Origin of the sequence: Nocardia mangyaensis, assembly GCF_001886715.1 — a bacterium.
GTDB classification, from domain to species: Bacteria; Actinomycetota; Actinomycetes; order Mycobacteriales; family Mycobacteriaceae; genus Nocardia; species Nocardia mangyaensis.
This window is the reverse complement of sequence record NZ_CP018082.1, coordinates 1,254,722-1,275,344: the sequence shown is the minus strand read 5'-3', so window position 1 is coordinate 1,275,344 and position 20,623 is coordinate 1,254,722. Positions and strand designations below refer to the sequence as shown.

Here is a 20,623-nt window from a genome sequence, read left to right as displayed (position 1 = left end):
GGTTCACCTCCGGGCAGCCGCGACGAGGCGCTGCGTGTAGTGATGGTGGGGATCATTGACGAGCTGATCGGTGAGCCCGGTCTCCACGACCCGACCCAACTGCATGACGATGCTGCGATCGGTGAGCGCCTCGATCACCGAGAAGTCATGGCTGACCACCACCGCGGCGACATCACGCTCAGCGAGCAGTTCGCGCAGCAGATCCAGCACGCCCGCGGCGACCGAGGCGTCCAGGCCCGTGGTCGGCTCATCGAGCAACAGCACCGGCGGCTCCGTGGCCAGCGCCTTGGCGATCTGTACCCGCTGGCGCATCCCCCCGGAGAAGGTGTGCACCGGGTCGTCCATCCGACGCAAGGGCACCTCGACCCGGTCGAGGAGTTCCGCGGCCCGGCGCCGGATCGTGTGGTACCCGCGCCAACCGGCCGCGGTCAACCGTTCGGCGATGTTGCCGCCCGCGCTGATCCGCAGGTTCAGCCCGGCCGCCGGATCCTGATGGACCACCGCCATCTGGTCGATCCGCAAGGCGCGCCGACGCATGGGCGACAAGCTCGACAGATCCGTGGCACCGCCATCGACCCCGAACAGGAACACCTGCCCCGCGGTCGCGCGCTGATCACCGATCACACAGCCGAGCACCGTCGACTTTCCCGAACCGGACTCACCGATGATGCCCAGTGCCTCACCGGGCGCGACATCGAAACCCACGTCCCAGGCCGCCACGATCGCGCCGGTCGCCGGGCTGATCGAAGTGCCGTGTTCGGGACCGGTCCCCGGCACCGCCGCGGCACCGCCGAGGCCGTGGACCTTGCCGAGGCCCGCCACGCGCAGCGCCCATTCGGCGTCGCGCACCGCGATCGGGGCGCGCACCGGCAGCGGCGCTCCGGGGTCGGTCAGGCGACCGGTCGGATCGGACCGCAGGGCCAGCGGTGCGCGCTCGCGGTGCGCCGTGCTGTCGGCGTCGCCGTCACGGACTCGACTGCACCATTCGATGTCACTGCACGCGTACCCGCCGTGCGGGCCCGCCTCGACCAGAAAGGCATCGTCACGCCCGCAGCGCGCGCAGACCGCCCCCGGTGTGTATTCGACTTCGAAGGGCACGTCGTCGAAAGTCAGCGGTTCGACGTCGGTGTGCGGCGGCACCGCGTAGATCTTCTTCTCCCGGCCCGCGCCGAACAGGGTCAGGTGCTGGGATCGGTGCAGCCGGGGCACATCCCAGCGTGGGATCGGGGTGGTCGCCATGACGTAGCGGCCACCGACCAGCACCGGATAGCCGGTCGACTGAGTCACCAGACCGTTGCGCACCAGATCCTCGTACAGACTCACCCAGATCATGGCGTAGTCGTCCTCGGCGTGCATTCGACCGCACTCGACCACCGACTTCTGCACCCCGCGCAACGGCTCGGGCACTGGAACCTGCAGTACCAGAATGTGTTCGGGGCCCAGGTGTTCCTCGGGCACCCGGTGGCGCGACTGCACCACGGTCGCCTCACGCGTGTCCGCGGTCTGCGCGCAGCCGGTGGTATCGGCGATCAGGCGGCGCAGGTTCGTCGCGTTCACCCCGGCGTCATCGCCCTGGTCGATCACCTTCACGGTGTCGACCGCGCCGATGACCCCCAGCGTCACCTGCAGGCCACCCGAACCCCAGCCGCGGGCCACCGGCATCTCCCGCGACCCGAACGGAACCTGGTATCCGGGCACACAGATCGCGGTCAGCACGGCCCGGCGAATTTCGCGTTTGGCACCCTCGTCGAGCAGGCCGGCGGGCGTGCTCTCGGTGTCAGCGGCGGTCATCATGTCGAGCACGGTCATCGGCAGGTCCTTCCCCACGGTTCGGTACTGCGGCTCTCGGTCTCGGTGTTGGCGCGCATCGCCTGTTTGCGTTCGACCATCGACCGGAACGTCACGTAGTGCGGCAGCTTGAGATGCTCGAGAAAGCCGGTCGAGTCCAGGCCGTCAGTGGTCATGAGCAGCAGTTGTTCCAGCGGGCTCGACCGCCCGAAACGACGGTTGGCGATGTCGAGGTTGGCCATCGCGATGGCCTTGCGCTCGTTGTGTCCCAGGCACAGTCCGTAACCCACGTCGAATTTGTCGCGTTGCTCCTCGGCCCCGTCGAGATCCTCGATCGCCTCCGCCTCGGTGGCACGAAACCGCCCGACTGTCACCGGGTTTCCGGTATGCGGATGCCGGACCCGCAGCGGCAGGTGGCCGTGGCGCACCTCGCCCAGGGTCACCTCGTGGATATTGCCGTCGGGTCCAAGGATCGAGCGGTACCACAAGCCGACCAGTCCCCCGGTCTCCGCCCGCGACATCGCTGACAGCACCGCTGAGCGGGGCGCGGGCGGGCGCGCCGGAAAGCGCGCCAGGTCGTGCGGTTCGGCGTCGCCGTGCTCACCACGGTGTTCCACGACCAGGTCCATTTTCCGCAGCTGATCCAGGAATCGGCGTGGCGTGCGCATCGCCGCCGTCGCGGGCCGCGGCGTGTGCGCGGGCTCGGGCTCGGGCTCGGTGGGATGGCGCACCGCGGTATCCAGCAGGCGTGCGGTGTAATCGGTGGTCCGGCCCAGCAATTGCGGACCGTCTGGCTCGCGGAATGCGGGCACGATGCGCCGCAGCACCGTCATCTCGTCGGGATCGATCGGTTCGCTGGTGGCCAAGCGCGGCAACCGCGACCGGTGCGCGCGCAGCAGGTGGGTGGCCTCCATCGTGTCACCCTCGGCCTGCTGGAACGCCGCGCCGGCGGTCTGTTCGTGGTAGAGCCCGGCCTCGCCCATCACCCGATCGACGCCGAGCCGGAAAGCGCCCACCACCGTCGCGGGGGCCAAGTCGGCGGCCGCGGCGTCACGCTTGTCGCGGACCAGACGTTCGGCGGCCAATATCGCGGCGAGCCCGCCGCGAGCACCTGAGTAGCCCATCAGTTCTCCTGTGTCCGCGCGGGATTCCCGCGTCCATCCGATTCGATGCGCGCCGCCGACACCACAGTGGTGCGGGGCAGGCCGACGATCCGACCATCAGCGGCGACGCACAGCAGGTCGATTCCCGCGGGATAGCCGAGGACGGCGGCGGCTCGCGCTGCCACCACCTCCGCATCCAGCCCGCTCGGCGCGAAGATCACCTCGCCATCCACGCCTGGTCCGGTAAGTCTCAGTGGCACACCGTTTTCCACCGACTCCACCGGGATCGCGACGAATGCGCCATGCTCGGGCGCCTCGGCGGTTCCCCGCGCCAGCACACCGACCTCGTCGGCGGTGAGCGGTCGCAACGCCGCGACCAGCCGCGCCGCCGCCAGCCCGACCGCGGGTGCGTCGGTGCCGACCGACAGCGCGTCGGACCACAGCGTGGCGTCGGCACCGACTACGCACAGCGCCGTGCCGCTGTCGGCGAGCGCGGTGACCGCGAGCAGGGTCGGTGGCAGGTCGGTGGTGGGCAGGGTCGCGATCCGTCCGGGACGGGCAAAGGCCGCCAGGACCGCGCGGAACACCTGCTGCGCCTGTTCGGGCGTGCAGGTCGCGGCCGCGATGCGCTGCGCAGTGGTCATGTCAACTCCTCGAATTCCACGACGGTGGGCGCGATTTCGGCCCATTCCCGGTCGTCTTCGGCCGCGCGAGCCTGCTGGGTTCGCCGGCACAGTTCGTCCACCGCCGCCGCGCCTGACCGGCCCGCCTGTACCTCCGCGTCGAGGACTGCAGCGGCCAGTACCGCGGCGCGGTCATCGCCCAGACGCATCGCCCAACCCCGATGCCCGGCCAGTTCGACCTCGGCTCGACAGGCCAGGATGTCACCGAGCAGAAAGCGTTCGGCCGCAACAGGATCGACCACCTGTGCGGTCACACATCCCACTTCCGGCGCGGTCAGCACGCGCACGGGCGCACCGTCGGCAAGGCACTGATCGGCCAGCGCGATGAGCGCGTCGGGATCAGCCTCGGCCAGTAGTTCGGCTCGTGCCTCACGACTGAACATCGTCTTCGAACCTTTCGTTCGGCGGGCAACCACCCGCGGTCGCCCGGTTGTCCATTTCCACCACGACGCGCACCGCGTCGAGGCGGGTCCAGGTGCAGCTGAACATGATTGGCCGTCCGTTCGCCCTGTCGCAGCTCAGACTCTCGACCCGCCACGCGAGCTGGCAGCTCGCGATCCCCAGCCCGACCAGCACCTCGGGTGGCGGCAGCTCCACCCCCACGCGGCACCATGCCCGTACCGGGGCGACCGAGCCTGTCTGGCGCAACACCAGGTCCAATGAATCCACCACGTGCAGCGCGGTTTCCAACTCCGGGACCGCGCCGACCGGAATCCACTCGGTAACCCAGGAAGCCAGCAGCTCGTCGGCATAGAACTCGCGCGTCACCCGATACATCGCCGCGCCAGGCGGATGCCCCAGGTACTCGGCGATCTCCTCGGGCAGCGGCAGTTGGTCGATCGCTTTCACGATCGCCCTCGGTCGCGCACCCGCCGCCGTCACGGTGGCGTGCCACGACGGTGGCCGATTGCCGGAGATCACATAGTCGATCCGCCGGTTGACGAAGGTGCCCGAGCCTTGAATCCGGCGCACCACCAACCGCCGTTCCAGTTCCTGCAACGCCGATCGAGACGCAGCGCGGCCCACACCGAACCGCACCGCGATCTCGTTCTCACTGGGCACCCGGCTGCCCGGATCATTGGATTTCAGTTCACCCGCGAGCTGATCGGCGATCGCGAGGTATCTCACCGACGTCATGGGTACTACGGTCCGCCGCTGGCTTGTCCGTACAACCGCGCTCGCGCGAACGCGGCGAACGGGGTGGGTGAACAACTGCGCAAGTTGTTTTTGCCGCTACCGCACGATTCTGCGCATCCACAGTGCCAGCAACTCCACGAGCAGTACCGTGCCGAACACCAAGATCATCACCGTGGTCACCACGCCGAATTCCAGGACACGCGTGGCGTTGAGCAGGTGAAACCCGATCCCGCCGGCGCCGACGATGCCCAGCAGCGTCGCCGCCCTGATGTTGACGTCGAGCTGGTAGAGCAGGTTGCCCACGAAGGCCGGGGCCGCCTGCGGCAAGGTGGCCGCGAAGTACACCTGCCACGGGCCCGCACCCGTGGCGCGGACCGCGTGCTCGACTTCTGGATCCACCTCTTCGAGCGAGTCGGCGGTGAGTTTGCCCAGCAGCCCGATGGTGCCGATGGCCAGGGCCAGCGCGCCCGCCACCGGTCCGAGACCGGTGATCACCACGAACACGATCGCCAGTACCAACTCCGGCATCCCGCGCACGGTGACGATGATGTTGCGGAACAGCTGCCGAACACCCGGTGTCGGCGCGACATTGCTGGCCGCCAGCGAGCCGCACACGAAAGCCAGCACCGCACCGATCACCGTGGCCGCCAGGGCGATTTTCACCGTGACCAGTAGATCCGCGAGCAGCAGCCCGAAGATCCCGCCAGTTTCCGGGGGCCAGAACAGACCAATGGTCTGCCCGAGATCGCCCAGCGAACCGAACAATTGGCCGAACGACAGGTCTGCCTCCCAGATCGCGGCCAGCACGACCAGCGCCGTGACGCCCGCGTACACCGTGCGTCGGACCCGCCGTGTGGTCCAGGGCGGACTCACCTGCCCCGGCCGCACTCGACCGCCGCCACCGGAATCCGCGGCGGCCAGCAGCCCGCGCCGGACCATGCCACTGAGCAGCTCCACCAGCACACACACCAGCAGCACCGTCAGTGCCAACGCCATGCCGCGCTGATAGTCCAGGCGGCGAAAGGCCGTCGCCATCGCCAAGCCGATGCCGTCGACGCCAACGAACCCCAGCAGTACCGAGATCCGCAGGTTGATGTCGAACCGGTGCAGGCCGGTCGCCACGAAAGCGGGCACCACCTGGGGCAGCACCCCCGATACCAATTCCTGCCAGCGCCGGGCTCCGGTCGCGCGCACCGCCGAACGCGGTCCCTCATCGATCTGCTCGATCGCGTCGGCGTAGAGCTTGGCCACCATGCCGACCGAGTGAATCCCCATGGCCAGCACACCCGCGAGCGCACCGAAGCCGAAGACCCGGAAGAACACGATCGCCAACACCACGTCGGGCACCGCGCGCGCCGCGACGATCAGCGCCCGTGCCCCGAACCGTGTCGATGCCGACCTCGAAGTGTTTCCGGCAGCGAGCACCGCCACCGGAATGCTGAGAAGCACCGAAAGGAGCGTGGCACACAGCACGATCGCCAGGGTCTTGCCCGTCAGCGCGGCAAGCTCACCGATCGACGGGAAGTCCAACGGGAACATCCGACTGCCGAAGTCGATCGCATTGTGGACGCTGTCCACGATCGTGGACAGATCGATGCCCAGGTCGGCGATGGCCCATACACCGGCCACCAGCACCGCGGTCACGACGAACAGTGCCGCCGACGACTGTGCGGTTGGCCGTTTCATGGTCACCGCGGCGGGTGGTCCCGGCGGTGTGTGAGTCGACATGCTCACCCCGTCTTGGCCAACAGTGGCACCGCCGGTGCGGCCACCTTGGCGTACACCGACATGGCTTCCCCGCGTGCCAGGCCGCTGGTCGGCGTATCGAGCACAACGCGTCCCGAACGCAGCCCGATCACCCGGTTGCCCCAGGTCAGCGCGAGCTCGACCTGGTGCAGGCTGCACACCACGGTCAGGTTGTCCTCGGCACTGATCCGGGCGATCAACCGCATCACCTGGTCGGCGGACTCCGGATCCAGCGAAGCGACCGGTTCGTCGGCGAGCAGGATCCGCGGCTGCTGCATCAGCGCCCGCGCCACCGCACCACGCTGCTGCTGACCGCCCGACAATGTGTCAGCCCGCTGGAACGCCTGATCGGCCAGCCCCACCCGGTCCAGATTCTCCAACGCCCGCAAGCGAATCGACTTCGGGTAGGTGATCAACCCGAACCGCGGTCCCCGCAGCAAGGCCAGCGCTCCGGTGCAGACGTTCTCCAGCAACGTCATGCTGCCCACCAAGTGGAACTGCTGGAAGACGAAACCCACCTGCTTGCGCAAGGCGCGCAGCTCGCGCGCCGACGCCGCACCGACATCGATACCCAGCGTGGTGACGGTGCCGGTGCTGGGGGTGACCAGCCCGTCCACGTGGCGCAGCAGCGTGGACTTGCCCGAGCCCGACAGCCCGAGCAGTACCACCACCTCACCGGCGCCGACCGTGCAGGAGACGTCGTCCAGCGCCCGGACGTCAGGACCGAATTGCCTGGTCACGCCTTTGAACTCGATGGCGCTATCAGTCGCTTTCGACATGGCGCTACTGGCACTTCTCGTCTTTGGTGGTCTCGCACACCTTGCGCACACCGTCGTAGAGCGCGTCATCGACCGGGGTGTAACCCCAGCGACCTTCCTCGCCGATATCGCACGGATCGGAGCAGAAGCCGTTGGCGAGCAGGTAGTCGACATTGCCCTTCTCATGAATGGCCTTGGTGATGGTCGCCAACAGCGCGGGCTCCAAGTCACCGCTGACAGCCAGCGGCGAGCCGGGAATCACCTCGGACTTCCACAGCACGGTCACATCGCCCTCGGCGAGCTGGCCCTTCGAGATCAGTAGCTCGTCCACCATCGTGTCGTAGGCGAAGCCGACCTCACACTGGCCACTCATCACCGCGAGCACCGAGGCGTCGTGTCCGCCCGCGATCACCGCGGTGATGTCCTTCTTCGGATCAACCCCCGCTGCCAGCAGGCCCGCGGTGGGGTACAGGTAGCCCGACGTCGACGCGGGGTCGACGAAACACACGCTCTTCCCGCGGACATCGGCGAGCGAAGTCACCGAGGAGCCCGCCTTGGTGATGGCATACGACTGGTATCCGGGGTCGTCACCAGGCGCCTCGACGAAAGCACCGAGCGGGGTGGCATCGACACCGGCGTTCTTGGCCAGCACATAGGAGAACGGACCGTACTGGGCGAAGTGAATCTTGCCTGCCCGCTGGCCTTCGATGACCGCGGCGTAGTCGGTGGCGTTCTGGAAGGTGATCTTGCGTCCGGTTTCCTTCTCGAGCATCGCGATGATCGGCTCGTACTTGGTCTGCAAGCTGGTCGATTCCTCACTGGGCACCGCGGCGAAGACCAACGCCTGCTCGTCGGTGGCTCCGCCCTCGGATCCACACGCGGACAGAACGAGCGCTGCGACCGCAGACACGGTGAGTGCGCCGAGGCGCCTTGCTGATTCTCGAAACATGCCTCTGGTTCACTTCCTCCGCCATTCGGCGGACCTTGGGGTGACCAGCACAGCGTGTGGTTGCCCGCTGCTGCGGGGGCGACGGGCCGGTGAGCGGCTGCCGAACAGCTGGAGACCGGTTGTGGAACCCGACCGCATAAGTCGGTGTCAGAGGTCCGAGCCCGAGCGGCGTGTCAGTGTCGGACGTCGGCGCCGAGCGTGTACCGACGTCGGCTCGAGCGACGAGCCGACGACCTGCGATCCGCGCTTGCCCGGCTGGCGCAGCACTGCACTCGGGCGCCCCGCCAGCTCATCACGATACCGGGGCGAGAAGGGGGTCCGATGCGCTGGGAGCACGGTCCGGCCGCTGGCTCGAGACTTTCCCTGCTGTTCGGGCGTGAGGTCCCATCGAGTGCACTACGCTCGGCCGCGAAACTAGAACACGTTCCTGGGGCGGGGGGTTTGCGATGCGGGCGATGGGGATCGCGACAGTACGGGCGACGGCTGTCGGTGCGGTTTTCGCACTGGTGACCGCGTGCGCGGGTTGGGCTGTGGCCGTGCCACTGCCGGAACAGGATTCGTTCTACGCCGAGCCTGCCGGTCTCGCGGACCTGGCCAACGGGACAGTGCTCGCCGCCCGGACGATCGAGCCGCAGTCGTTCCTGCAGCCTCTGCCCGCGCAGGCGTGGCAGGTCCAGTACAAGACGATCGACAACCATGGTGCACCCCGCGCCTATATCGCGACAGTTCTCGTACCCCATCGGGAATGGACTGGGGAGGGCCCCCGTCCGCTGCTGTCGTATCAGGTGGCCGAAGATGGTGTCGGCTCGAAATGCGCTCCCTCCTATGCGTTGCGCGGTGGGATCGACGGCGGCCCGAGCAACGCGTTTTCCGAGACCGGCGTGATTCGGCTTGCGCTGGAACAAGGGTGGGCTCTGGTCGTGCCGGACTATCAGGGCCCCGACTCCGATTTGTTCGGCGCCGACGGCTACGTCCACGGCGTGCTGGACGGTATTCGCGCCGCCAGAGCGTTCGCGCCCGCGGCCGTCGACCCCGTGGCACCGATCGGCATGTGGGGATACTCCGGCGGGGCGCAGGCCACCGCCATCGCCGCGCAAGCGCACAGCACCTACGCCCCGGATCTGCGAGTGTCCGGGGTCGCGCTGGGCGGGATCGTCGCGGACCTGGAGTCCACCATGTCCGGCTTCAACGGTGGCATCGCCGGCGGTGCGGCGGTGGTCGGCCTGGCGGGTTTGAACCGGTCCTATCCGGAAGCCGATGTGGCTCAGTACCTCAACGAGTCCGGCCGCGAAAAGTTGGCAGCAAGTCAAGCCGATTGCCTGCATGACGCCGCTCTCGCGTATCCCTTTCTCGACGCGGCTGCGCTGGAAGCGTGGCCTGGATCGATCACCGGCAACGCTGAATTGAGCACGGTGGTGCGGATGGCCAGTCCTCTGTTCCGCCCGGGCGCACCCGCCGCGCCGGTACTGATCCACCACGCGGTCGGTGACCAGTTCGCGCCGGTAGACGGGGCGCGGGCGCTGGCCGGGAAATACTGCGCGGCCGGCACTCCGGTGCAGCGGGTCGAGAACTCGATCGGCGAGCACGCTACCGAAGCCGTGCTGGGATTGCCGACGGCCCTGACCTATCTGGCCGACCGATTCGCCGCGAAGCCGGCGCCGGACACCTGCTGAGCGACGTCCGAGGGCCGACACGCCACCTCGACCGACGGAGTCGGGTGCGCCGCGGTCAAGCCGTACCGCGAACGCACCCGATCATCCCGTCACAATGGGATCAGACAACCGATTACAGGGAGCCTCCGCCGCCGACGAGCCACGGGTTGAACTCGCAAGCCAGATTCGGGCTGCCCACCGGATCGAGCGCACGCAACACGATCGACAACGCCCGCGGCGAATACATCATCGTCAAGTGATCCGAGACATCCTGCTCGCAACCGTCCTGCAACGTGATGTTGTCGACCGTCGCCCCCGGACCCGCCTCCAAGAACGTCAGATCATACGGATTGGTCACCTCGTCATACCGCGTACCGACCACCGTGTAATCGACACCAGCGACCGTGTCACCGTTGGCATTCAGGGTGTTCACGAAATCCGAACCGATCGTCTGCTGAATTCCGGCATGACCGACGAACATCTCCACGAACCCCAGAACATCGATTCCGGCATTGTTGACCATCCGACCCAACGCGCCGATCCCGACGAGACTGGTCCCATGATGCGTCGCACCGAAAGTGACCAGGTTCTTCACTTTCTCCGCACCGCCATCGAACTTGGTGTACCAGTTCGCCAACGCACCACCCTGGGAATGGGCGACGATGTCGACCTCGCCGGTCCCGGTCGCGGCCAGCACCTTGTCCACGAACGCCGCGACCTGCTTGGACGAATCCTGGATGTAGCCGGTACCCATCACTCCGGGCAGGAAGGAACCGAGCCCGCCGCCTTCGATGATGTTGGAACGCCCGTAGTTGAAGGTGAACGTGCAGTACCCGGCATCCTTGATCGGCTGACCCATGTAGGCGAAGCCGTTGTAGGCGTTCATCCATGTACCGTGCAACAGCACCACCGGACGAGGATGCTCGGCCGTGGGCTTACAGTTCCAGTCATTGGCACCGGGCGGCGCTACGTCACCATTGGACAAGCCATAGGCGAACGCCGCCAGCCACGAAGTCTGCGCCGGACCCACACCCACGGTATCGGTGGACGTACCACCCGAAGAACCCGAGCTCGACCCCGAACCGCCGTAGCAATCACCGGAACCATTGCCCGAACCCGCGCCGCTACCGGAAGTGCACGCCGAACCCGTTCCGGCGCTGCCACTGGGACCCGCGACCTGACGACCCGAAGCGATCAGATCGGCGAGAGCCTGCTGGGTGGGAGCGGGTGGCGGAACAGCTGCCGCCCCCGCCCCGGTGAGAGCGACAGCCAGTGCGCTGGCGCCCAAGATTATTGCCGCACATACAGAGCGTCTGCGGCCACGGGTTGTGGTCATGCAACATCTGCCTTTCCGGAAGCCTCGAGGGAATTCGACTATTGAGTCGCTCCGAAGGTATGTCGCCGAATACCTCGGTCCATCGATACGAGTTCAGGTGTGGACAGCTCACCAAGGCATGGAACAGATCACCATGGCCCCACACAGGAAGATTTCTTTGGGCTCCGTTTGGGACATTTCACCAAAAGCGTTGCAACGCAGACAGATCACATAATCAGTCCACTATTTCTGTGCAGCCGATCAATACCGATCGCCAGGGTCCGTCGAATTCACCGACACCGGCCTCACCGGCAGGCGAGGGTGTTGGCCAGCCGCACCCGGCCAGGCAACCGTCGACTCGAGTTGCGATGCCGACGGTCTCTGCTGCATCGTCATGGGCGGTGCGCCGGGTGTCTGTTGAGCGAGGACAGCCCGAAACATCGGGGTTGTACTCAATCTTTCCGACAGGGTGGGGATCATGGCGCGCATCGGCTGGGGACTATTGTTCGGCCTCGTCGGCCTCTGCCTCGGTGCCGCGACGCTGTTCTCGCTGGCCCAGCCGGTCAATGCGGTCGCCTACTGGCTCGGCTATGGGGAAACCATGCGGGTCGAGGTGACCAAAGGGTCGATGGGTTCCAGCTTCGGTCGCGACGGCAGGGCTGGGGAAGGACTGGTGGAGACCGACGGCCGGACTGTTCGGCTCTACGGGGTGGACGCGGGCGATACCGTCACCGCGCGGCCGCGGTTGATCGAGATCGGCGCTGAGCCGCATGTCCATCACAGCGCCGTCCGGGCGGCGGAGGATCTCGTGTGGCTGCTTCCCAGCGCCATGTTCGGGTTTCCCTTCGCGCTGATTCTTCTCGCTGTCTTCGCGCCGCAGCGAGTTTCGCGCATCACTCAGTGGCTCAAAGACCGATCCGGCAAACCAGGAGGTTCGACTCCGGTCGACCGGTGAGGCCGGGGCCGTCCCGGTCAGCAGTGACGGCGTTCCGGGCGATCCAGTCTCACCACCGCGGCGCCGTCGGCGAGGTCGACCCGCACGCCGCTCACGCGGTCTGCAATTCGAGGACCAGGTCCCTGATGTGCGCGGTGTCGACGGCGTAGCCCGGGAAGTAGCAGCAGATCCGGTCGGCGACCGCGCCGAAGCGCGCCACGATGGCCGCGGCGCATTCTTCCGGTGTGCCGTGGACGGCGATCGTCTCGAGCATCCGCTGATCGATCAGCTCGGTCATGGCGGTGACCTGGCCGCGTTTGGACAGCGCGTTCAGTTCCGGTTGCAGATCACCCCAGCCCTCGACGTCGAGGACCGGCCGGTAGGCGGGCGTCGATCCGTAGAAGGCGAGCAACCGCCGAGCGCCGACGGCGGCAGCCTCCAGTTCACTCGGGGTCCGGCCCATCGCGACGATCACCTGCGGATAGATCGCCAACTGCGCGGCATCGCGACCGGCGCGGGCGAGTCCTTCCTCGATGGCGGGCCGGGTGCGCTCGGCGAAATGCCGGGCACTGTTGAACGGCATGACCAGCAGCCCGTCGGCGACCTCGGCCGCGGTCCTGGTCATGATCGGACCCAGTGCGCCGAGGCAGACTTCCGGCACCCCATAGGGATTGGGGCCGGGAACGAAGGTCGGCGGCATCAGGGTGTGTCGGGTGAATTCGCCCTCGAAGCGCAGCGGGGTGCCGGTCTGCCAGGACCCGAGGACCGCCTTGACCGCCAGCACCACTTCCCGCATCCGCGCCGCGGGCCGCGACCACGCACCGCCGTAGCGCTTCTCGATGTGCACACGGGTCTGCGAACCGAGCCCCAGCCGGAACCGGCCACGGCTGAGCAGGTGCAGATCGTAGGCCGCGTGCGCGAGGTGCATCGGACTGCGGGGCAGGGCGATGGCGACATTGGTCATCAGGTCGACGGGTTCGGCACCGGTCGACACCACGGTCAGCGGCGTGAAGACATCATGGGGGCCCTCGAAGGTGAACAGGCCGTCGGCGCCGCAGGCGATCAATTCGGCTGCGCGCGAAGCGGCTTCGTCGGGGCGGCCGTCGAGCTGGAGGTCGACCTTCATCGATCCGCTCCCGCCGAGACGAGGACGTGCAGCGCGTCCGCCAGGTTCGAGACGAACCACTCGGGTTCCTCGCCACCACGCGAGAGGGCGTGGAATGTCGTTGTCCCCGCGAGAATTTCGAAGACGACCTCGGGATCGGCACCCGGCGGGATCCGGCCGTCGTCGACCGCGCCCCCGAGCAGCTCGGCGAACGCCTTGCGGATCGGCGCCCCGATCGCGAGCAGTCGCCGACGCGCCTCCTCGGTCTGCGAATCGGCCAGCAGTCCGGGCACCCCGGCCCGCGCCGCGGGACTGTCCGCACGCGCGAGGAAGATGCGCACCCAGGTCGCCAGGTCGGCGCGGAGGTCGCCGGTCGGCTCCGGGGGCGCGTACGCGCCGGGGCCGTGGATGGCCTCCTCCAGCAGCGCTTGCCGGGTGGGCCAGCGGCGATAGATCGCCGGCGAGTTCACCCCGGCGCGCTTGGCGATCGCCACGATCGTGGTCTGCGGGTATCCCACTTCGGCCAGCAATTGCCGTGCCGCGATGAGCACGGCGAGGTCCTTGTCGGCATCACGCGGCCGACCGGGGCGCGGCGACGTCTCCGAGGTCATCATTACATAGTAGTCTGTAATGTTATTCGGTCGCGACCCCCACCGCCGTGGTTCTCGCGGTCGCGGCGCGGATTCGAGCGGGACCAGTGCTGATCATGACGCGGAGACACGGTGTCGGCGGCGGGCGAAGTAGATCGCCGCACCGATCAGGACGACGGCTGATCCGGCGAGCACCGACGTCATCGGGAGCGTGCAGGCGAGGACGAGGCATCCGAACAGCCCGAAGGCCGGGATTACCCGTGCGGGTCGACCTTCGGCCGGGGTGAGAGTCCAGGCGGAGGCGTTGGCGACGGCGTAATAGAGCAGCACGCCGAAGGAGGAGAATCCGATCGCGGCCCGGAGGTCGGCGACCGCGGCGGCAACGGCGACGATGACGCCAACCGTGATCTCGGCACGGTGCGGTACCGCGAATCGGGGGTGGACCGCCGCCAGGGCATGGGGTAAATGGCGGTCGCGGGCCATCGCCAAGGTCGTGCGGGAGACACCGAGAATCAAGGCCAGCAGCGAGCCCACGGCGGCCACGACGGCACCGACGCGCACCGCCGGTTCCAGCCACCCGACACCCGCCGCACGGACAACCTCCGTCAGCGGAGCAGTCGCCTCCGACAATCCCCGCGCCCCGAGCACCATCAGCGCCGCGATCACGACCGCCGCGTACACCAGCACGGTGATGCCGAGCGCCATCGGAATCGCCCGGCGGATGGTGCGCGCCGGGTCGCGCACTTCCTCACCGAGGGTGGCGATGCGCGCGTAACCGGCGAAGGCGAAGAACAACAACCCGGCAGCCTGCAACACACCGGTCACCGTGACATCGGAACCGAACTCCAGTCGAGCGACATCGGCGGTTCCGGAGGTGACCGCCGCGACGACCACCCCGGTGAGCACAGCCAGCACCGTCGCGACGATGACCCGGGTCAGCAACGCCGACTTCTGGATCCCGCGATAGTTCACCGCCGTCAGCGCGACCACCACGGCCACCGCGACCGCGCGGGAATACTCGGGCCACGCGTAAGCGCCGACGGTCAACGCCATCGCCGCGCACGACGCGGTCTTGCCGATCACGAAGCACCATCCCGCCAGATACCCCCAGAACTCGCCGAGGCGTTCTCTGCCGTACACGTACGTGCCGCCCGACGCGGGATACCGGGCGGCCAACCGCGCCGACGACGTGGCATTGCAGTAGGCCACGACGGCCGCCACGGCGAGCCCGATCGACAGTCCCGACCCCGCCGCCTGTGCCGCAGGAGCCAGGGCCGCGAAGATCCCCGCCCCGATCATCGCACCGAGCCCGATCACGACCGCATCGGTGAGCCCCAAGCTTCGACGCAGTTCATCGGGTGTCCCCGGCGGCCGATTCGAGTTCACGTTCGTCTTTCGTTCCACGGGATTCAGGTCATTCCGTCCTGCGGGCCAAGGGTACGACGTTGGGCCGCAGTCGCTGCCCCGGCGACGGTCAGGACCACGGGCCAGGCGATCAACAGCACAGTCACGTCGGGTGCGCTGAGCCAGGCGAGGGGCAGTGCGGATGCTCGTCCGCCGACCAGCAGGAGTGCCGATATGAGCGCTGCTACGCCGAGTACCGGTCCGGTCAGGATGAGCGACAGTGCGAGGGTGCGGCTCGGTGGTCGTCGGGTTCGGGTGCGACGGCGGTAGGACAGGACTGTCCACGCGATCGTGACGATCAGCGCGGCGGCCAGCGCGATGACGAGCGCGGTGGCCACCGTATAGGCGCTGCTCGGCCGGGGCTGACCACCCGCGAGCGCCGGCCGAGCCGCGCTGATCGGGGTGTCGACCATCGACACCGCGCCATTGCGTGCCATCGTCACGACGATCGCGTGGCCGAGATCGGGATAGAGGGCGATGTCGGTGCGATAGCCGAAGTTGTCGCCCTCGTGGTGGAGGACGAGGTGGGACTCGGATTCGCCGGTGTACCAACCCATCGCATAGCCGGTCGAGCCAGGATCGGGATCTCCGGGCAGACGGATTCCGGGCTCGTGCAGGGCTGCCATGGACTCCGGTGACAGGACTCCCCGACCGTCGCTCAGATGGAATTTCGCGTACGTCAGCAGGTCTCGGGCTGTCGAGATGATGTAGCCGTCGGCCAGGGCGCCGGGAAATTCGCTCTCCGGTCGTGGCATCGCGAAGCCGAAGAACGGGACGGTGCCGGGAATCAGATCGCGTGCGGTCTCGGCGTCGAGGATCGTGCGCGAAAGGCCGAGGGGAATGACCACTTCCTCACGGAGGTAGTCGGCGAAGGTCTTTCCCGAGACCTGCTCGAGCAGCAATCCGAGGATCGCGTAGTTGATGTTGGAGTACTGGAATCTCTCCCCCGGCGGTGCCGTCGGTGCGAAGTCGCGGGCCAGCGCGACCCGCTGGGCGAGGGTTCGCTCCGGCTCGAGCAGGTCTCTGATTCCGTCCGCGGTGCTCAGGCCGCTGGTGTGATGCAGCAGCTGGGCGACGGTGATCTCGGAGCTCGAGGCGGTGGTGAACTCGGGCAGGTACGTCGTGACCGGCCCGTCCAGATCGACGAGTCCGGCGTCCACAGCGCGCATCACCCCCACCGCGGTGAACGACTTGCTCAGCGAACCGATGACGAAAGGCGTGTCCTGATCGGCGTCACCCGATGCGCCGGTGACGACCGTGTCGCCGTCGAGCACCGCATAGGCGGCGGCCGGACTTCCGATCCGGTGCAGTTGCGCTCGCAAGGCCGCCACGGCCGCGCGTGCCGGGTCGTCGGCGTCGGCGTTCGCGACAGCGGCAGGCGCGCCCCAGCACAGCAGGACTACCACGACCACTCCGAGGGCTCGGAGAACACCCCTCCCGTCAGCTCTCGCCATCATTTCTCCCTCGCCGTGACCACATCGGACTCGAAGTCTGCGGGTGACCCCTGCCCGCTGTCATCACCCCAAGGAGTGAACCGCATCTGCACAGACCGACAACACACAGTTGCGGATCCACGGAAAAGCGGTCGGACCGAACTACTTTTTCCCCATGAGGCTTTCACGAATCCGCAGACCTGCGGTGTGGGCCGCCGTTTCCCTCGCCCTGACCGTGGGCGCCGCGACCGGCACGGTGCTCGGTGCCGGAACCGCGTCCGCGGCGGGATGCGCCGATGTCCAGGTGGTTTCGGCTCGCGGTACCGACGAACCCGACGGTTGGCTGGGCGGACGCAACCTCGGCGCCCTCGTCGGGAACCCGGTGTACGCGGTGCTCGACGCGGTGCTGCCGGGGCCGACGGACGCGTACCGGGTGAACTATCCCGCGAGCCGGAACCAGCCCGCGTCGGTACAGGCGGGTAACCGAGACCTGGTCGAACACCTCGTGCGCCAAGCGCAGGCCTGCCCGCACCAGCGCTTCGTCCTGGTCGGGTACTCCCAGGGCGCCAACGTGGTGGCCAATGCCCTCGGCGTCAGCAGCGAGGGCGCCCGGGTCGGCGGACCGATCACCGCGACACTGCCGGCACACCTGCAGCCGCGGATCACCGCGGTGTTGTTGTTCGGCAACCCGATTCGCGGCATCGGCAAGACGATCACCGGCCCCTATGCCGATCGCACCTACGATGTCTGCAACACCAACGATCCCGTGTGCGACCCCGGTGGCACCGACTGGAACGTCCACCTCCACTACGCCTGGCACGCCGTCGCCGCGGCCCAGTTCGTCGCCGGTCGACTCTGACTTCCCTGCTCGGAAGGGGGGAGCGATCCGGCCAGTTCGACGAGCCGGCGACCCCCGCGGCGACGCCACCCGCTGACGACGAAAGGCTGCCTTCTTCATGGACGACCACATCGAGCGACTCCTCGCCCAGCTGGATCTGGACGGCAAGCTGCGGCTGATCTCCGGCGCGAGCCTGTTCCGGATGGCCGGTGACCCCGGGATCGGGCTCGCCGAGATGCCGGTCTCGGACGGCCCCTCCGGCGTGCGTGGCGAGAACTGGGACGAGCGCGATCCGTCGGTGAGCCTGCCCTCGGGCACCGCGGTCGCCGCGACCTGGAACCCGGAACTGCTCACCGAGATCGGCGCGCTGATCGCCGCCGAGGCCCGCCGCAAGGACGTCTACGCGGTGCTCGGCCCGACGATCAACCTGCACCGATCCCCACTCGGCGGCAGGCATTTCGAGTGCTTCTCCGAGGATCCGCTGCTCACCGCCGAAATGGCCGATGCTTACGTGCGGGCCGTGCAGGCGCACGGGGTCAGCGCGTGCCCGAAGCACTACGTGGCCAATGATTCCGAGACCGACCGCTTCACCGTCGACGTCCGCGTGGACGAGCGCGCGTTGCGCGAGCTCTACCTCTACCCGTTCGAACGGACCGTCGAGGCGGGCGCCTGGATGATCATGGATGCCTACAACGCGGTCAACGGCACCACCATGACCGAGAACCCGCTGCTCGACGAACCGCTCAAGGGCACTTGGGGATTCGACGGCGTCGTGGTCTCGGACTGGACCGCCGTGCGGACCACCGCGAGCGCGGCCGAGGGCACCGACCTGTGCATGCCCGGTCCGCCGTATCTGTGGGGTGAGCCGCTGGCCACCGCCATCCGCGCGGGCGAGATCCCCGAGTCGGCCATCGACGACAAGGTGCGCCGGATCCTGCGCTTCGCCCAGCGCGTCGGCGCGCTGGACGGCAAGCCCCAGCCCACCCCGACTTTCAGCGATGAGCAGGCTCAGGATCTGGTCCGCCGGGTCGCCGCGCAGGCGATGGTGCTCGTCCGCAACGACGGTGTCCTGCCCCTCGCGCCGGACACGACCATCGCCTTGCTCGGCCCGTCGGCGGGCGATCCCCGCTTTCTCGGCGGCGGCAGCGCGACCGTGATCCCCGGCCACACCACCACCCCGGTGGCAGGTCTGACCGGTCGGCTCCCGCTGACCCACACCGCCGGGGTCCACCTGTCCGAGGACCTGATCCCGGCCCCGCTGTCGCTCATGACCGATCCCGAGACCGGCGAACCGGGACTGTCGGCGCGGTACCTGAAAGACGACGCCGTGCTCGGCACCCAGCACCGCGCCACGAGCCGCCTCGTGCTGCTCGGCGAACCGCTTGCCGCACAGTCGAACACCATCGAGATGCACACCCGCTTGCGGGCCGACACGGCCGGTGAGTGGCAGATCGGGTTCGGCGGCGTCGGCCACATCCGCCTCGACATCGACGGCGAGAACGCCCTCGACGAGAACGTCGCCCTCGATTCCGGCGATCCGGCGGCGGCGCTGCTCAACCCGCCCCAGCGTCACGTCACCCGCACGCTCGCTGTCGGCGAGGAGGTCGACGTGCGACTGGTGACCGGCATCGGGGAGGCCATGCCCGGCCTCGGCATCATTCTCGGCGCGACCCTGGGCATCCGCCGTCCGCAACGCGACGACGACGAGGAATTCACCGCCGCGGTCGAGCTGGCGCGCGCGGCGGAGGTCGCCGTGGTCGTGGTCGGCACCACCGAGCAGATCGAGAGCGAGGGTGTCGACCGCACGTCCCTGCGCCTGCCCGGCCGTCAGGACCAGCTCGTCGCCGCGGTCGCTGCGGTGAACCCGCGCACCGTCGTGGTGGTGAATTCCGGCGCGCCGGTGGAGATGCCGTGGCGCGACGAGGTCGCCGCGGTGCTGCTGGCCTGGTTCCCCGGCCAGGAGTTCGGCGCGGCCCTGGCCGACGTGCTCACCGGCACCGCCGAACCCGGCGGCCGCCTGCCGACCACCTGGCCCAAGACCATGGCCGAGGTACCGGTCCTGAACACCACTCCGGTCGACGGCGCCCTCGACTACACCGAAGGCATCCACATCGGCTACCGCGCGTGGCTGCGGGCAGGCACCGAACCCGCCTATCCCTTCGGCCACGGCCTCGGCTACACGACCTGGTCCACCGACGATCTCGTCATCGACGACCGCGCCGCCTCGATCACGGTCACCAACACCGGCGATCGCGAAGGCAAGCAGGTCATCCAGGTCTACCTGTCCCGGCCCGACAGCGCGGTGGATCGCCCGGTCCGCTGGCTGGCTGGATTCACCACCGTCACCCTGGCCCCCGGCGACACCGCCACCGTCTCGATCCCCCTGCTCGACCGCGCCTTCCAGCACTGGGGGCCCACCGGCTGGGAAACCGAACCTGGCGAGTTCACCGTGCACGTGGGCACCTCGGTCACCGATCTCCCCCACACCGCGCACATCTCACGCTGATCGGCCCCGCTCCGCACCACCCGAGTGTGGAGCGGAGCTCGGACGGCCTACCTGGTCGGCCAGCCGCCGTTGCGGCGGCGCTGATCGATCTTGTCGTCGTCATCGCCGGCGAGGTGTTCGATGCCCAGCCGCTCGGCGAACAGGTGACGCTGGGTGATCCAGCCGAGGACCGACAGTCCGATCCAGGCCAGGGTGGCCGTGACCTGCTGCCACCCGGGTTCGGGCGAGCGCAGGAAGGTGAGGGAGTCGTTCATCCCGGCAACACCGGTGAGGACCATGCTGGCGCCGCCGATCGAGGTGAGCCACAGCAGCGCGCGGGCACGGAACTTCTGGGCGAGGAACGCGCCCGCCACGCAGACGGCGAGGGCGACGATCATGCTCAGCGCCCAGTTCTTGTCGCCGGGCTGGAGCACGGTGGCCAGTTTCGTGCCGATCATCGCGCCGGTGAGCCCGCCGATGAAGTAGGACGCGAACCGGAAGATCAGCGAGGTCACCACCCACGAGGACACCGCGCCGATCAGCGCGATCAGCAGCAGCCACCAGAACGAGGCGTTGAACAGGTCGGCGATCAGCCAGCCCAGACCGAAGCCGATCGCCAGGATCCCCAGGTGCACCGACCGCACACCGTAGAAACACAGCAGCGCCCCGACCAGGGCCACGATGATGCCGTTCATGTGCGCTC

18 protein-coding genes are annotated in these 20,623 nt (G+C 68.2%); 4 read left to right on the top strand and 14 right to left on the bottom strand.

What is annotated here, in order from left to right:
* Window positions 1–3: 3 nt before the first annotated feature.
* The 8 genes from BOX37_RS05850 to BOX37_RS05815 form a co-directional block, all read right to left on the bottom strand.
* Window positions 4–1,809, bottom strand: coding sequence for an alpha-D-ribose 1-methylphosphonate 5-phosphate C-P-lyase PhnJ (locus BOX37_RS05850; RefSeq protein WP_071931218.1), 1,806 nt, complete (start codon window positions 1,807–1,809; stop codon window positions 4–6).
* Window positions 1,806–2,912: a carbon-phosphorus lyase complex subunit PhnI gene (locus tag BOX37_RS05845; protein WP_071926745.1), complete on the bottom strand. Its 1,107-nt coding sequence runs from the start codon at window positions 2,910–2,912 to the stop codon at window positions 1,806–1,808. Before BOX37_RS05845 ends, BOX37_RS05850 begins: the two co-directional genes overlap by 4 nt.
* Entirely contained in the window at window positions 2,912–3,535 is a 624-nt protein-coding gene (gene phnH, locus BOX37_RS05840) for a phosphonate C-P lyase system protein PhnH (RefSeq protein WP_071926744.1), read from the bottom strand. The genes BOX37_RS05845 and phnH overlap by 1 nt, the downstream gene beginning before the upstream one ends.
* Complete coding sequence (locus BOX37_RS05835) at window positions 3,532–3,957, bottom strand: phosphonate C-P lyase system protein PhnG (protein WP_071926743.1); 426 nt, start codon at window positions 3,955–3,957, stop codon at window positions 3,532–3,534. The genes phnH and BOX37_RS05835 overlap by 4 nt, the downstream gene beginning before the upstream one ends.
* The gene (locus tag BOX37_RS05830) at window positions 3,944–4,711 is read right to left on the bottom strand and encodes a GntR family transcriptional regulator (protein WP_071926742.1); all 768 of its coding nucleotides are present in this window, start codon (window positions 4,709–4,711) and stop codon (window positions 3,944–3,946) included. Before BOX37_RS05830 ends, BOX37_RS05835 begins: the two co-directional genes overlap by 14 nt.
* Window positions 4,712–4,807: 96 nt before the next feature.
* Window positions 4,808–6,397 (bottom strand): phosphonate ABC transporter, permease protein PhnE, encoded by a 1,590-nt coding sequence (phnE, locus tag BOX37_RS05825; protein WP_240505219.1) that lies wholly within the window; start codon window positions 6,395–6,397, stop codon window positions 4,808–4,810.
* A 44-nt stretch (window positions 6,398–6,441) separates the two neighbouring features.
* Window positions 6,442–7,236, bottom strand: coding sequence for a phosphonate ABC transporter ATP-binding protein (phnC, locus tag BOX37_RS05820; RefSeq protein ID WP_084759436.1), 795 nt, complete (start codon window positions 7,234–7,236; stop codon window positions 6,442–6,444).
* Between the two features lie 4 nt (window positions 7,237–7,240).
* Window positions 7,241–8,164, bottom strand: a complete 924-nt coding sequence (locus tag BOX37_RS05815) for a phosphate/phosphite/phosphonate ABC transporter substrate-binding protein (protein WP_071926739.1) — start codon at window positions 8,162–8,164, stop codon at window positions 7,241–7,243.
* 455 nt (window positions 8,165–8,619) lie between these two features.
* Here BOX37_RS05815 and BOX37_RS05810 point away from each other — a divergent pair, with 455 nt between their 5' ends.
* Window positions 8,620–9,837, top strand: a complete 1,218-nt coding sequence (locus tag BOX37_RS05810) for a lipase family protein (RefSeq protein ID WP_084759435.1) — start codon at window positions 8,620–8,622, stop codon at window positions 9,835–9,837.
* 112 nt (window positions 9,838–9,949) lie between these two features.
* Here the strand turns inward: BOX37_RS05810 and BOX37_RS05805 are convergent, their stop codons facing one another.
* Window positions 9,950–11,152, bottom strand: a complete 1,203-nt coding sequence (locus BOX37_RS05805) for an esterase/lipase family protein (RefSeq protein ID WP_071926738.1) — start codon at window positions 11,150–11,152, stop codon at window positions 9,950–9,952.
* A gap of 457 nt (window positions 11,153–11,609) precedes the next feature.
* Between BOX37_RS05805 and BOX37_RS05800 the strand changes: the two genes are divergently transcribed.
* Window positions 11,610–12,086, top strand: a complete 477-nt coding sequence (locus BOX37_RS05800) for a hypothetical protein (RefSeq protein WP_071926737.1) — start codon at window positions 11,610–11,612, stop codon at window positions 12,084–12,086.
* Between the two features lie 91 nt (window positions 12,087–12,177).
* Here the strand turns inward: BOX37_RS05800 and BOX37_RS05795 are convergent, their stop codons facing one another.
* The 4 genes from BOX37_RS05795 to BOX37_RS05780 form a co-directional block, all read right to left on the bottom strand.
* Window positions 12,178–13,191: a TIGR03617 family F420-dependent LLM class oxidoreductase gene (locus BOX37_RS05795; protein ID WP_071926736.1), complete on the bottom strand. Its 1,014-nt coding sequence runs from the start codon at window positions 13,189–13,191 to the stop codon at window positions 12,178–12,180.
* The gene (locus BOX37_RS05790) at window positions 13,188–13,781 is read right to left on the bottom strand and encodes a TetR/AcrR family transcriptional regulator (RefSeq protein ID WP_071931216.1); all 594 of its coding nucleotides are present in this window, start codon (window positions 13,779–13,781) and stop codon (window positions 13,188–13,190) included. The genes BOX37_RS05795 and BOX37_RS05790 overlap by 4 nt, the downstream gene beginning before the upstream one ends.
* Before the next feature lie 93 nt (window positions 13,782–13,874).
* Window positions 13,875–15,146, bottom strand: coding sequence for an APC family permease (locus BOX37_RS05785; RefSeq protein ID WP_071931215.1), 1,272 nt, complete (start codon window positions 15,144–15,146; stop codon window positions 13,875–13,877).
* 23 nt (window positions 15,147–15,169) lie between these two features.
* Window positions 15,170–16,570 (bottom strand): serine hydrolase domain-containing protein, encoded by a 1,401-nt coding sequence (locus BOX37_RS05780; protein WP_167659899.1) that lies wholly within the window; start codon window positions 16,568–16,570, stop codon window positions 15,170–15,172.
* 202 nt (window positions 16,571–16,772) lie between these two features.
* Between BOX37_RS05780 and BOX37_RS05775 the strand changes: the two genes are divergently transcribed.
* Window positions 16,773–17,456: a cutinase family protein gene (locus BOX37_RS05775; RefSeq protein WP_071926734.1), complete on the top strand. Its 684-nt coding sequence runs from the start codon at window positions 16,773–16,775 to the stop codon at window positions 17,454–17,456.
* Between the two features lie 97 nt (window positions 17,457–17,553).
* Complete coding sequence (locus BOX37_RS05770; protein WP_071926733.1) at window positions 17,554–19,941, top strand: beta-glucosidase family protein; 2,388 nt, start codon at window positions 17,554–17,556, stop codon at window positions 19,939–19,941.
* Window positions 19,942–19,988: 47 nt separating this feature from the next.
* On the opposite strand, the gene BOX37_RS05765 is transcribed toward BOX37_RS05770, so the two are convergent.
* Window positions 19,989–20,615: an ABC-2 transporter permease gene (locus BOX37_RS05765; RefSeq protein ID WP_071926732.1), complete on the bottom strand. Its 627-nt coding sequence runs from the start codon at window positions 20,613–20,615 to the stop codon at window positions 19,989–19,991.
* Between the last annotated feature and the right edge of the window lie 8 nt (window positions 20,616–20,623).

Coding starts and splice junctions, on each gene's coding strand:
- BOX37_RS05850 (WP_071931218.1), bottom strand. CDS start 1,809: ATGACCGTGCTCGACATGATGACCGCCGCTGACACCGAGAGCACGCCC.
- BOX37_RS05845 (WP_071926745.1), bottom strand. CDS start 2,912: ATGGGCTACTCAGGTGCTCGCGGCGGGCTCGCCGCGATATTGGCCGCC.
- phnH (WP_071926744.1), bottom strand. CDS start 3,535: ATGACCACTGCGCAGCGCATCGCGGCCGCGACCTGCACGCCCGAACAG.
- BOX37_RS05835 (WP_071926743.1), bottom strand. CDS start 3,957: ATGTTCAGTCGTGAGGCACGAGCCGAACTACTGGCCGAGGCTGATCCC.
- BOX37_RS05830 (WP_071926742.1), bottom strand. CDS start 4,711: ATGACGTCGGTGAGATACCTCGCGATCGCCGATCAGCTCGCGGGTGAA.
- phnE (WP_240505219.1), bottom strand. CDS start 6,397: ATGAAACGGCCAACCGCACAGTCGTCGGCGGCACTGTTCGTCGTGACC.
- phnC (WP_084759436.1), bottom strand. CDS start 7,236: ATGTCGAAAGCGACTGATAGCGCCATCGAGTTCAAAGGCGTGACCAGG.
- BOX37_RS05815 (WP_071926739.1), bottom strand. CDS start 8,164: ATGTTTCGAGAATCAGCAAGGCGCCTCGGCGCACTCACCGTGTCTGCG.
- BOX37_RS05810 (WP_084759435.1), top strand. CDS start 8,620: ATGGGGATCGCGACAGTACGGGCGACGGCTGTCGGTGCGGTTTTCGCA.
- BOX37_RS05805 (WP_071926738.1), bottom strand. CDS start 11,152: ATGACCACAACCCGTGGCCGCAGACGCTCTGTATGTGCGGCAATAATC.
- BOX37_RS05800 (WP_071926737.1), top strand. CDS start 11,610: ATGGCGCGCATCGGCTGGGGACTATTGTTCGGCCTCGTCGGCCTCTGC.
- BOX37_RS05795 (WP_071926736.1), bottom strand. CDS start 13,191: ATGAAGGTCGACCTCCAGCTCGACGGCCGCCCCGACGAAGCCGCTTCG.
- BOX37_RS05790 (WP_071931216.1), bottom strand. CDS start 13,781: ATGACCTCGGAGACGTCGCCGCGCCCCGGTCGGCCGCGTGATGCCGAC.
- BOX37_RS05775 (WP_071926734.1), top strand. CDS start 16,773: ATGAGGCTTTCACGAATCCGCAGACCTGCGGTGTGGGCCGCCGTTTCC.
- BOX37_RS05770 (WP_071926733.1), top strand. CDS start 17,554: ATGGACGACCACATCGAGCGACTCCTCGCCCAGCTGGATCTGGACGGC.
- BOX37_RS05765 (WP_071926732.1), bottom strand. CDS start 20,615: ATGAACGGCATCATCGTGGCCCTGGTCGGGGCGCTGCTGTGTTTCTAC.